General features: G+C 76.9%; 10 protein-coding genes. All 10 read right to left on the bottom strand.

All coding sequences use genetic code 11. The annotated features are described in order from the left end of the window. Window positions 1-59: 59 nt before the first annotated feature. Window positions 60-1,487, bottom strand: coding sequence for a sugar transferase (locus AC0693_RS25120; RefSeq protein ID WP_478802950.1), 1,428 nt, complete (start codon window positions 1,485-1,487; stop codon window positions 60-62). Between the two features lie 793 nt (window positions 1,488-2,280). Beyond that, a complete protein-coding gene (locus tag AC0693_RS25115) occupies window positions 2,281-3,309 on the bottom strand; it encodes a glycosyltransferase family 9 protein (protein WP_478802949.1) in 1,029 nt (342 codons plus the stop codon). Then, window positions 3,309-4,757 (bottom strand): PfkB family carbohydrate kinase, encoded by a 1,449-nt coding sequence (locus AC0693_RS25110; RefSeq protein WP_478802948.1) that lies wholly within the window; start codon window positions 4,755-4,757, stop codon window positions 3,309-3,311. The genes AC0693_RS25115 and AC0693_RS25110 overlap by 1 nt, the downstream gene beginning before the upstream one ends. Then, window positions 4,754-5,407, bottom strand: coding sequence for a D-sedoheptulose-7-phosphate isomerase (locus AC0693_RS25105; RefSeq protein ID WP_478802947.1), 654 nt, complete (start codon window positions 5,405-5,407; stop codon window positions 4,754-4,756). The genes AC0693_RS25110 and AC0693_RS25105 overlap by 4 nt, the downstream gene beginning before the upstream one ends. A gap of 118 nt (window positions 5,408-5,525) precedes the next feature. Continuing rightward, window positions 5,526-6,791, bottom strand: coding sequence for a glycosyltransferase (locus tag AC0693_RS25100; protein ID WP_478802946.1), 1,266 nt, complete (start codon window positions 6,789-6,791; stop codon window positions 5,526-5,528). Beyond that, complete coding sequence (locus tag AC0693_RS25095) at window positions 6,788-7,750, bottom strand: glycosyltransferase (protein WP_478802945.1); 963 nt, start codon at window positions 7,748-7,750, stop codon at window positions 6,788-6,790. Before AC0693_RS25095 ends, AC0693_RS25100 begins: the two co-directional genes overlap by 4 nt. Further along, window positions 7,747-8,850: a glycosyltransferase family 9 protein gene (locus tag AC0693_RS25090; RefSeq protein ID WP_469316134.1), complete on the bottom strand. Its 1,104-nt coding sequence runs from the start codon at window positions 8,848-8,850 to the stop codon at window positions 7,747-7,749. Before AC0693_RS25090 ends, AC0693_RS25095 begins: the two co-directional genes overlap by 4 nt. Further along, entirely contained in the window at window positions 8,847-9,539 is a 693-nt protein-coding gene (locus AC0693_RS25085) for a D-glycero-alpha-D-manno-heptose-1,7-bisphosphate 7-phosphatase (RefSeq protein ID WP_478802944.1), read from the bottom strand. The genes AC0693_RS25090 and AC0693_RS25085 overlap by 4 nt, the downstream gene beginning before the upstream one ends. Beyond that, the gene (locus AC0693_RS25080; protein WP_478802943.1) at window positions 9,536-10,633 is read right to left on the bottom strand and encodes a glycosyltransferase family 2 protein; all 1,098 of its coding nucleotides are present in this window, start codon (window positions 10,631-10,633) and stop codon (window positions 9,536-9,538) included. The genes AC0693_RS25085 and AC0693_RS25080 overlap by 4 nt, the downstream gene beginning before the upstream one ends. After that, window positions 10,630-12,285: a carbamoyltransferase family protein gene (locus AC0693_RS25075; RefSeq protein WP_478802942.1), complete on the bottom strand. Its 1,656-nt coding sequence runs from the start codon at window positions 12,283-12,285 to the stop codon at window positions 10,630-10,632. The genes AC0693_RS25080 and AC0693_RS25075 overlap by 4 nt, the downstream gene beginning before the upstream one ends. Window positions 12,286-12,313 lie beyond the last annotated feature (28 nt).

Here is a 12,313-nt window from a genome sequence, read left to right as displayed (position 1 = left end):
CCCAGGCAGGCCCTTGTGGCCTGCTGTCCGCGAGCCCACCGGACGATGCCCCCCGCGCATCAGTAGGCCCCCTGGCCCTGAAGCACCGCACGCAGCGTCTTCCACAAGATCACCGTGTCCAGAGCCAGCGACCAGTCCTCCACGTACCGCAGGTCCAGCCGGACCGCCTCGTCCCACGGCAGGTCGCTGCGCCCGCTGATCTGCCACAGGCCGGTGAGCCCCGGCTTGACCAGCAACCGCCGCCGGATGTCCGGGCTGTAGGCGGCGGACTCCTCGGGCAGCGGAGGCCGCGGGCCGACGAGCGACATGGATCCCGTGAGCACGTTGAAGAGCTGCGGGAGCTCGTCGAGCGAGTACCGGCGCAGCGTCGCCCCGACCCGGGTCACCCGAGGGTCCCGGCGGAGTTTGAACAGCAGGCCCGCGCCCTCGTTGAGTCCGGCCAGCGCGGCCCGCGCCCCGTGCGCTCCGGGCACCATGGTGCGGAACTTGACCGTGGTGAACTCGCGCCCGTCCTTGCCGACCCTGCGCTGGCGGTAGAACACCCCGCCCCGGCTGTCGGCCAGCACGACCAGGCCCACGAGCACCATGAGCGGCGCGAACAGCAGGAGCAGGACCACCGCGCCCGCCCGGTCGACGACCTCTTTGACCGCCCGGCGTCCGCCGGTGAAGATCGGCATGCTGACCCGCAGGAGCGGGATCCCGAGCACCCCGTCGACGTGCAGCCGGGGGCCCGCCACCTCCATCAGGACGGGCGCCACGACCATCTCGGCGTCGCCGCCCTCCAGGTTCCAGGCCAGCCGCTGGAGCCGCTCCGGCGACCAGTGCGGGTCCGGGGTGACCGCGACGACCCGGTAGCCGTCGCGGCGGACGTGGCCCGCGACGTCCGTGAGCGGGCCGACGACCGGTACACCCTCCAGCCGGTCACCGTCGGGCCCGAGGCCGTCCGGTGTGCACACCGCTTCCACCCGCCACCCGAGGCGCGGGCACTTGCGGGTCCGGACGATCAGGTCGCGCACGGTGTCCGGGCTGCCCGCGGCTAGCACCGGCCGCAGGCACCGCCCGGCCCCTCGCTGCCGGTACAGCCACAGCCGCAGCAGATACCGCTCGACCAGGGTGACCAGCGCGATCGCCGGGATCGCGACGAAGATCCAGAGCTTGATGTTGCGCGAGCTGAGCGCGATCCCGCCGAGCGCCAGGACGACGGCCGCCGTGACGAGCGAGCGCCCGAGCCGGCGGAACTCCTCGGCGCCCTGGCCGAGGACGGCCGGCTCCCATGCCCGGCTCACCGCCAGCGCGCCCAGCACCAGCAGCTCGGTGCCGAAGGCCAGGATGGTCCACTTCTCGTGCCAGTTGGCCGCGTCCCGGACGCCGAAGAAGCCTCCGATGGCCGCCACCACGAGGGCGGTGGCCACGCTGTCACCGGTCAGCACGGTACGCCGGTACCGCTGCTCCCAGTCGGCCGCGGGCCGGCCGATCGTCCCGTTCACCGGACGCCCGAGGGGCGGCAGGAACGGGACGGCTAACTCACCCTCCCCCTGCTGCACATTCCCCCCCAGGTCACCAGCGGACTCGACGTGCTTGCTCCACACGGTTCCTCCCCCCGGGAGGCGCACGCCCCCCGCACTGTTGCTCCCCCCGGGAGGCACCGCCCCCCGCGCCGTGCTGTCCCGCTCCGGGAGACCCCTCTCCCGGCCATGGCGTACCGGATCGGCGCGGCGCTCTGCGAACACCCCGCCCGACCGACATGTGAATGCGCACGTTCCGCCCGGGTCCCGAGATGCGGGGGAGCCGCCACGCGGGCGTTCCCCCTCCACCCAGGGCCCCCTCCCGGGTACCTGAGAAACCGCGACGGACCACCTCCGCGCCCACGGTGGGCGCAGGGGCGACTACGGGCTGTCCGTGAGAACAGACCTGTAGATCATGATTTGTCGCCTCGTGTCCGTCCTTGCGAAGCAGGGTCAATCTAGAGCATGGGTGCCCGTATGGAGAGGGGAATGTATGCAACTTGTGCTCGGGCTTTGAAGGTTGGTCCACCGAACGCTCACGGCCCACGGGTGCGCCGAAGTCCGCCCGTGGCGCGTGACCTGGCCGGATTCCCTCCATGGGGGCGGCACGGGGAGCCGTGCGGATCTTCCGCTTCCCGCCGGCCGGACCGGGCCGGACGTGCGTAGCGGAAGCGGGCGGCCCGAAGTGCCGCCATTGAGGCGGGCCTTGTGGCAGACTCCGGGACAACGAGCAGGTAAATGGCGTCAGTTGTGACGAACGCCCACGATCGCGCCGTCACGTCCCCGCGCGCCGCAACGGCCGTGGGCCGGGGCGCCGTTCCGGCAGCTCCGCCACGGCGGCGAGTACCTCCTCCACCGTGATCCGCAGCAGCCGGTCGTCCGGTTCCAGCGCGTGCGGATCACCCGGGCGGTAGGGGTCCTCTCCCGGACCGGGCCGCCACAGGGCGCGGTGCGGACCGTGCCGCGGCGGCCCCCACAGCGCGGGCGACACCGGCCCGAACAGCACGACGGACGGGGTGCCCAGCGCGGAGGCGAGGTGCGCCGGGCCCGTGTCCCCGGCCACGAGGCAGCGCGCGTGCGCCACGAGCGCCGCGAGGTCGCCGAAGGGCACGTCGTCGTCCCCGCCGATCACCGCCTCCGGCCGCAGCCCGGCCCGCCGGGCCACGTGGTGCGCCAGCCGTCCCTCGCCGTGGCCCGCCGTCACCAGGACCTCCGCGCCGGCCCGGTGGAGCGCCCGGGCGACCTCGGCGAAGCGGCGGGCGGGCCAGCGCCGGGCGCCCGCGTCGGCCCCGGGGTGCAGGAGGACCGCTCCCGGCGCGGGGGAGGGGGCGGCGGGCGGCGCGATCCGCAGGTCGTCCGGGTCGGCGTCGATGCCGTACCAGGTGAGCAGCCGGCACCAGCGCGAGCGTTCGTGCTCGTGCGCGTCCCAGTGGGGTCCCGGCAGGTCCGCGAGGTCGGGGTGCCGGTAGGCGAGGAGCCGCCCGGGCCGCAGCGCCCGCAGCAGCAGGTGGCTGGGCGGGCCGTTGCCGTGCAGGTCCACGGCGACCTCGGGGGGCGGCCCCGTCCAGGAGAGCGCCGCCGGGACGGCGCGGCCGGGCGCGTCGGCGGGCAGCAGGCGGTCGACCAGCCCGGTCGCCAGTGCGGCGCTCCGCAGCCGCGCGGGAGCGGCCAGCACCAGTTCGTGTGCGGGCCAGGCCCGGCGCAGGGCGCGCAGCGCCGGTACGGCGGCGAGCAGGTCGCCCAGCCCCAGCGCGCGCAGGACCAGGGTGGCCGGCCGCGCGGCGCCGGCAGGGGGGCCGCCCATCAGCCGGCGGACGGCCGGGCCGTGGCGGACGCCGCGGCGGCGCGGTGCGCGAGGCGGGTGGTGGACCGGCCGTCCAGGTAGGGCAGCACGACGGCCTGGCCACCCCACGCCGAGAGCACCGCCGCTTCCGGCAGGTCCTCGCAGGAGTAGTCGCCGCCCTTCACCCACACGTCGGGGCGCAGGGCGCGCAGGACGGCCTCGGGGGTGTCCTCGTCGAAGGCGACGACCGCGTCCACGCTGCCCAGGGCGAGCAGGACGCGCAGCCGGTCCTCCAGCGGGGTCAGCGGGCGGCCCGGGCCCTTCAGCCGGGACAGCGACGCGTCCGAGTTCACGCACACGACGAGGCAGTCCCCGATGCCGCGGGCGCTGTCCAGCAGCCCTACGTGGCCCGCGTGCAGCAGGTCGAAGCAGCCGCCGGTGGCGACGACGGTGCCGCCGCGCGCGCGTACGGCCTCCACGAGGGCGAAGGCCTCCGTGGCACCGCCCCCGGTACCGGTCGCTCCGGTGCCGCCCGCGGTGGCACCGCCCGGCGCCGACGCGCGGCGGCCCCGCGGTTCCTCCCACAGCCCGTGCGCCGAGACGCCGCCCGCGGTGATGAAGGCGGCCGCGGCGGCCACGCCCTGCGCCACGGCCTCTTCCGGCAGCGCTCCGTCCGCCAGCGCGCAGGCGGTCAGCGCGGCGAAGCAGTCCCCGGCGCCGCAGGGGTCGCCCTTGGCCCGGTAGGGGGCCGGCACCAGCAGGGGGGCCGTCGCGTGCGGCCGCGTGAGCAGGGCCCCGCGCTCACCGAGGGTGACCGCGACGGCGGCCGCCCGCCAGCGCTGGGCGAGCGCCGCGCCGCGGTGGGCGTGGGCGCCGAGGGAGTCCCCGTCGGCCTCCTCCCACGCCGCGGCCTCGGCCGCGTTCGGCGTGACGAGCCGGGCGCCCGGGACGGGCGGGCCGCCGCGCGGGTGCGGGTCCCACACCACCGGTACGCGCCGCGCGGCGTCGGCCAGCAGCGCGCGCACCGCCTCCACCGTGCCGCGCCCGTAGTCCGCCACCAGCACCGCGTGCGCCGACGCGAGGGCTTCCCGCACCGCTTCGGGCGGCGCCCCGACCGTCCCCCCGCCCCGGTCGACGCGGACCAGCGGCCTGCCGCCCGCCATCACCCGTGCCTTGACCGGCAGGGTCCCCTCCAGCGGGAGCTCCACGAGCCGCAGCCGGCCGCGCAGGGCGGCCCGTACGGCCCTGCTCGCCCCGTCGTCGCCGAGGGCGGTGATCAGGGTGACCTGCCGCCCCGTGCGGGCCGCGAGCAGGGCGGCGAGCCCGGCCCCGCCCGGACGGGACCGGTCGGAGGTGACGTCGACGACCGGCGCCGGGGCGTCCGGCGCGAGACGGCAGGCGGTCCCGTCGATGTCCCGGTCGAGGAGGGCGTCGCCCACGACGACCAGGGGCCGCGGCGACCCGGTCATGATCCCCCCTCGGCGCCGACGACGGCGGGCCGCGCGGCGCCGCTCCGGCCGCGGTGCGCCAGCGGGGCGATGGCCGCGTCGAAGGACTCGCAGAGCAGGTGGACGGCGACCAGATGGGCTTCCTGGACCGTCGCCGACGACTCCGCGGCGATGCACAGGGCGTCGTCGGCGGCCTCGGCGAGCGGGTTCGGAGCGGCGCCGGTCAGGGCCCACACCCGTACCCCGCTCGCCCGGGCGGTCATCGCGGCGGCCAGCAGGTTCGTGCTGCGGCCCGAGGTGGACAGCAGGACCAGGACGTCGCCCTCGCGCCCGTGCGCCGCGACCTGGCGGGCGAAGACGTGCTCGAACCCGTAGTCGTTGCCGATCGCGGTGACGCTGGAGGTCTCGGCGTGCAGGGCGATCGCCGAGTACGCGGGGCGCTCGCGGCGGTAGCGGCCGACGAGTTCCGCGGTCAGGTGCTGGGCCTGGGCGGCGCTGCCTCCGTTGCCCGCCGCGAGGAGCCGGCCGCCGGACCCGAGGACGGCCGCGAGGCGGGTGCCCCAGAGGCCGATCCGGTCGAGGCCGTCGCGCCGCAGCGCGTCGAGCGCTTCCTGCAGTGACTGGCAGTGCCGGTGCGCGTCCGTGTGTGCGTGCGAGGATCCGTGGTTCATGGCGTCGGCCCGGCCACCGCGGCGGGCGCGCCGGGCTTCACCTCCTTCGGGCGAGGGGACGGGCGGTCGGTCGGCGCGGCGGCCGGCGGGGCATCGGGCCGGCGCGCCCCGGGGCTGTTCACACGGGCTCCGCGACGCTGAACCGGGAGGTGAGGACCGACCGGTAGACGGCTTCGGTGGCGGCCGCCACGCGGTCCCACCCGTAGTGGCCGAGCACCCGCCTGCGCCCGGCTTCGCCGTACGCCAGGCGCCGCGCGGGATCGTCCAGCAGCAGGGCGACGGCGCGCGCCAGGGCGGCGGCGTCACCGGGCGGGACCAGCAGGCCCGTCTCGCCGTGGGCCACGGTGTCCAGTTGGCCGCCGACCGCGCTGGCGACCACGGGGCGCCCGCACGCCATCGCTTCGAGGGGCACGATCCCGAACGGTTCGTAGTCCGCCGGGCACAGCACCACGTCGCAGTCGCCCAGCAGGGCGGGGACCCGCTCGCCGGGCACCGCGCCCAGGAAGCGCACCCGGCCCAGCACCCCCGCGCCCAGGGCGAGGGCGCGCAGCCGGCGTACCTCCGGATCGCCGTCGAGCCGGTCGGCGGGCGGCCCGCCGGCGATGAGCAGCTCGGCCCCCGGGAGGCGCGCGAGGGCCGCGATGGACAGGGCGGCCCCCTTGCGGGGAACGAGCCGCCCCAGGTGCAGCAGCCGGTACGGGCGCCCGGGGCGGTGCTCCGCGGCGGAGTCCACCGGCCGGAAGCGCTTCGGGTCCACCCCGCACGGAACGATGGGGGACTTCTCCGGGGAGATGCCCATGAGGCCCAGTTCGCGGACCTCGTCCCGGCAGGTGGCGATGACCCGGTCGCACCGGAGGCCGATGTCCTTCTCCAGGGTGATCCGGGCCGCCGGGCTGGTGTCGGAGCTTCCCTGGTGGCGCTTCTTGACGCTGCCCAGGGCGTGGTAGGTGTGCAGGAGGGGCACGTGGTGTTCGCGCGCGGCGATCAGCGAGGCCACGCCCGACATCCAGAAGTGCGCGTGCACCAGGTCCGGCGCCCCCGCCTGCCACTCGTTGATCAAGTGGTAGGCGAAGTCCCGCATGTGGGGGAGGAGTTCGTCCTTCGGTATGGGCTCCGCGGGCCCGGCCGGGACGTGGCGGACCTCTACGCGCGCCCGCATCCGGGTCCGCTCGGGCAGGCCCGGGTCGTCCCGGCGGGTGTACACGACGACGCGGTGCCCGCGGTCGGCCAGGGCGCCGGCCAGGGCGGCGACGTGGACGTTCTGGCCGCCCGCGTCCACGCCCCCGAGGGTCGCGAGGGGGCTCGCGTGTTCGGAGACCAGGGCGATCGAGAGCGGGCGCGGTCTCCCAGGGCGGTATCTCACCGGGCGGATGGGCGACGTCATGACCTGACCTCCGTGAGCAGGCGTTCCCAGTCGTCCAGGAACCGTTTGAGTCCGTACCGGTCGAGGGCCGCCTGCCGGGCCCTCGCGCCGTCCCGGGCGGCCGCTTCCGGCTCGTTCAGGTAGTGGCGGGCGGCCCTGGCCAGCTCTTCGGGCCGGGTGGAGAGCACGCCCGCCCCCGCCGGGACGGCTTCCACCGACTCCGTGGTGGCGAGGCACACGACGGGCATGCCCAGGTGCATCGCCTCCAGCAGGGACAGGCCGAGCGAGGTCCACCGGACGGGGTGCAGGTAAAGCCGCCGTTGCGCCATCGCCGCGTGCAGCTCGCGCTGCGGGAGGTCCCGGGCGCGCAACCGGTCGGCGGACAGGCCCAGATGGGCGGCCAGCCCGTCCGTGCGCATGCCGAAGACGTCCAGCGGGGCGGCCTCGGCCAGCCCCGGCAGCAGGTCGGTGCCCGTGAACCGGCCCCGCCGGACGGGATCGTTGACGACGACCGCCGCCCGGGGGACGTGCCCGGTGTACAGGTGGCCCGGATCGACGATGCCGTGTTCGATCACCTCGGCGCGGGTCGTGCCGCTGTCCCAGAACAGCCGGTTGAAGTGCGTGACGTGGACCAGGGTCAGGTCGTCGCGGTCCGCGCAGGGGTGCCGGGTCTCGGGCACCGCGCCGGAGGGGGCGTTGTGCTCCAGGTACACGACCGGCACGTCGCGGCCCAGTCGTCGGCCGAGCCAGCGCTCGGCGAGCTCCCACTCGTGCGGGCGCTGCAGCACGACGAGGTCCACCGGTGTCCGGCGCAGCTCGTCCGGGGCGACCTCCCGCACCGCGTCCGGCCAGTCGAAGGTCCGGGCCCGGCCGAGACCGTCCGGGCCCCGGTCGGGCGTGACGGGGACCAGGTAGGAATGCGGGCCCTGGACGAACGCCGTGGTCCAGGAACCGTGCACGTGCCACAGCAGGATGTTCACGCGTGTGCCTCTCGCTCGCTCTGGTGGGGTTCGGACGGCCGCGTCCGCGCGGTCCCCGGCGGCCGGTGGCGGGACCGTGCCGGCGGCGCCGGTGCGAGCAGCGACTCCACCGCCGCGAGCACGTCGGCGTCCGCCACCGAGTCGAGGCAGGGATGGCCCGCGACCGGGCAGTCGCGGGCCCGGCTTCCGGCGCAGGCGGCCCGCTGGTCGCCGAGCAGGACGTGCGGCACGCGGTACGGGCGCCACCGCTCGGCGGGCACCACCGGGGCGAACAGGCACGCCACCGGCGTCCCGACGGCGGCCGCGAGGTGGGCGGGGCCGGTGTTCCCCGCGACCAGGGCGCGGGCGCCGGCCAGCACCCCCGACAGTTCGCCCAGGTCCTGCGTGACCCCGCCGAGGTCCAGGGCGTGCCGGCCCGCGACCCGCGCCGTCAGCTCCTTCTCGGGCGCGCTGCCCGTCACCACCACCCGGTGGCCGGCATCGTGCAGGGCGGCGCAGGCGCGCGCCGCGCGGTCCGGGCTCCAGGAGCGCGCCGCCACGGCGGCCCCGGGATGCAGCACCACGTACGGTTCCGGTCCGGTCAGCCGGCTGGTGTCGGGCGGCGCGCTCACCCGCAGCGCGCCGTCGTCACCGGGCGGCAGCGGGAAGCCGAAGTCCCGCACCAGGTCGAGGGCGGCCTCCGTTTCGTGGCGGCCGGGCAGCCTGCGGTGGCGCAGGGCCAGCAGCGAACCGGGGTAGTCCTCGCAGTCGGCGGCGACGGACGGCACCCCGGCCATGGCGAGCAGCAGTGCCGCGGGCAGCGGGCTCTGGTGGTAGGAGACCAGGACGACGGCGCGGTCGAAGCGCTCCGCCGCCAGCGCGTCCACCAGCATCCCGCACTCCTCGCGGGAGGTCCGGCCCGGGCGCAGCCCCACCCACGCGGCGTCGTGGACCAGGATGCGGTCCACGCCCGGCAGCAGCCGGGCGGCCGCGACGCCGGCGGAGCCGCACAGCAGGGTGGTGCGGGACGACCCGGCGGCCACGGCGCGCACGGCCGGGCCGCTGAGCAGCACGTCGCCCGCGCTGTCCAGCCGCACCACGAGCGTGCGCGGCGCGGTCATCGGGACCGTTCCGCGCGCCGGTCGCGGCCGGCCGGCGCGCGGCCGCCCGGTCCGCCGCCGAGCACCAGGCGGACCGCGCCCAGCAGGTCGGCCGCGCGGGCGCCGGCCGCTGCGACCTCCTGCGGGCGGGTGACCGCGGTGGGAACGAGGACGCCGTGCGCGCCGGCCGAGCGGGCCGCTTCCACGTCCGCCCCGATGTCGCCGATCACCACGGTCCGGCCGGGCGCCGCGCCCAGCCGTTCGCAGGCGGCCAGGACCAGGCCCGGAGCGGGCTTGCGGCAGCGGCAGCCGCCGTCCGGTCCGTGCGGGCACACCGCCCACAGGGCGAACGGCCCGAACACCGCGTCCACGCGGCGCCGGACCGCCTCGACCTGGCTCCGGGTCAGCAGCCCGCGGGCCACGCCCGACTGGTTGCTGACCACGCCGACCGGGACACCGGCCCGGCGCAGGGCCGACACGGCGGCGCGGGCGGAGGGCATGGGGACCACGCGCGCGGGATCCCCGTTGTAGGGCACGTCCACGACGAGCGTCCCGTCGCGGTCGAACAGGACCGCGTCCGGGAGCCGCCGCCCGGCGTCCCCCGCCCGGCCCGCGGCGGGCACCCTCGCGCGGCGGGCGCAGCCGGCCGTCGGGGGGCCGTCCCACACCCACGGACCACCGGCGGGATCCCGTCGGGCGTCGCCGCTCACGACACGGCCTCCGCGCGCGGGGCCCCCGCGGAGCCCGTCGCCACCGTCACCGCCGCGGCGGCGGCCGGCCCGCGGGCCGCCGCCCGGCGCGGCACGGCCCGGTGCGCGACGTGACCGCGCAGCCAGTGCCAGCAGGCGGCCGGCGGGATGAGCAGGCTCGTCACGGCCATGGCCAGCACCTCGGGCCGGGTCCGGGGACCGGGTGCGATGCGGGCGGCCGCGAACTCCGCGGTCCCGGCCAGCCAGGCCGCCCCGCACACGGCGGCGCCGCGCCACCTGCCGGACAGGGCGCAGCCCACCGCCGCGCCGGCCGCCGCGCTCACCGCCAGGTGCCGCGGGAGCCGGCCGCGCGGCGCACCGGCGCGCTGCCACCAGTCGCGCCCGTGCAGCCGGGCCATCAGGACGTCGTCGGCGTTGCCCCGCTGGAGGCGTACGGAGACCCACCGGTCGGCGGGCCGTACCGGATGCGTGGTGCGGCGCGTGCCGGACGCCAGGGTCCAGCCGCCGTCCAGCAGGCGCAGGGCCAGGTCGGCGTCCTCCCGGAAGGCCCGCCGGAAGCGTTCGTCGAAGCCGCCGGAGGCGTCCAGGGCCGTACGCCGCAACGCCATGTCGGCGGTGATCCAGCGCGCCGTCGCCAGGCCCGCCGTGTTGCGCTCCCAGTCGGTGGGGCGCCGGCGCTCGGGCATAGGCACGTCGATGCGGGCGGTGACGGCCGCGGTGTCGCGGGAGGCCGATGCCAGGTCGTGGGCCAGGTCGCGGCCCCACGTCGGCCCGGGCACGACGTCGTCGTCCAGGAAGACGATCCAGGGCGCCGGGCCGGCCGCCCGGACACCGGTGTTGCGGGCGGCGGCCGGTCCCCGTGCCCCGCCGGGCACCACGACGGTGACCGCGCGCAGGCCTTCGGGCACCTCGACGGCGGGCACCGTCCCGTCGGCGTGCGGCCGGTCGTGCACGATCACCACCCGCTCCGGCCCCTGCCCGTCGGCCGTCGCCGCGGCCAGGGCCGCCAGGCAGGCGGCGAGGCTCGGCCGCCCCACCGTCGGGATCACCACCGCGTAGGACGGCGCCGCGGGAAGCCGCGTCGTCGCGCTCACAGGGCTTCTCCCGTGGCGAAGAGGCCGCCGCGCCGGATGGCGTACGGCCCGATGGCGAGCAGGTCGACCGGTGAGGAGCCGAAGCACTCCAGGGCGTCCCGGGGGTCGTCCACCATGGGGCGCCCGGCCGTGTTGAGGCTGGTGTTGACGACCACGGGCAGCCCCGTGCGCCGCTCGAACTCGGTCAGCATCCGGGCCACCAGCGGTTCGCGGGCGGCGTCGACCGTCTGGATCCGCGCCGTGCCGTCCACGTGCACGACGGCCGGGATGCGCTCGCGCCACGGCGCGGCGACGTCGTGGACGAACAGCATGTACGGGCTGGGCAGCGGCCCGTCGAAGATCTCGGCGGCGCGGTCCTCCAGCACCATGGGCGCCACCGGGCGGAACTGCTCGCGGCCCTTGACGTCGTTGAGCCGCTCCAGGTTCCCGGCGTGGCCGGGGTGCGCCAGCAGGGACCGGTGGCCGAGCGCCCGCGGACCGAATTCCGAACGCCCTTGGAACCAGGCGACGATGGCGTTGTCCGCGAGGGCCTCGGCGACCGTCTCGGCGATGTCCGCGGGCCGCTCGAAGGGCACGCCCGCCGTCTTGAGCCAGGCACCGAGTTCCGCGTCGGACCAGTCGCGGCCCAGGTCGGCGCCCGTCATCGGCTCCACGGTCTCGCCCTCCTGCGCGGCCACCAGCAGGGCCGCGCCCAGGGCCGTGCCCGCGTCGCCCGCGGCCGGCTGGACCCAGACCCGGGAGAAGGGGCCCTCGCGCGCGATCCGCGCGTTGGCCACGCAGTTCAGCGCGACACCGCCGGCCAGCGTGAGCACGTCGTCGTGCGTGCGGCCGTGCAGCCACCGCGCCAGGTCGAGGAGGGTCTCCTCCAGCACCGCCTGCGCGCTGGCCGCCGTGTCGGCGTGCTCCTGGGTCCACGGCTCGTCCGGATGCCGCGGGGGGCACAATTCGTGCCAGGGGACGTCCGAGGCGTGGAATCCGCCGTCGCCGGTGGGAAAGACGTGGCGGCGCAGGGTGTCGAGCATGCGGGGCCGCCCGTGCGAGGCGAGGGCCATCACCTTGAACTCGTCGCTCGACCTCAGGAAGCCGAGGTGGTCGGTGAGTTCCTCGTACACCAGGCCCAGGGAGTGCGGCAGTTCCTGGGCGCGCAGCGGCTCCAGCCGGTTGCCCCGGCGGGTCGCCGCCAGGTGGGAGGCGCGTTCGCCGCGTCCGTCCAGGACCAGGACGGAACTGCGCTCCGCGCCGTCGGCGGCGAAGGCGCTGGACGCGGCGTGGGACATGTGGTGGGGCACGAAGCGGACGAGGGCCGGGTCGAGGCCGGGCAGCGCCGCCGCCAGGAATCCGGCGGCCTCGCGCGCATAGGTCTGCCGCAGGTGGTCCCACGGGTCGTCCAGCCCCATGTCCAGCGCGGGCAGCGCGAGTTCGGGATCGTAGGCGTACGCGACCACGTCGAGGTCCTGGGGCCGCAGCCCGGCGTACCGCAGGCACCAAGCCGCCGCCCGCTCGGGGAGTTCCCAGGCTGAGAAGGGCACCGGCCGCTTGCCGTGCTTGCGGCGCGAGAAACGTTCCTCCTCCGCGGCGGCCACCGTCGTGCCGTCGATGACGAGGGCCGCGGAGGGGTCGTGGAAGAGCGCGTTGATTCCGAGAACACGCATGGTGGTACGAGCCTTTCGGCCGGCGGGA

This window comes from Streptomyces sp. NPDC043876 (assembly GCF_056435825.1).
Note: the sequence above shows the minus strand (reverse complement) of the source record. Positions and strands in the feature narration are given on the sequence as shown.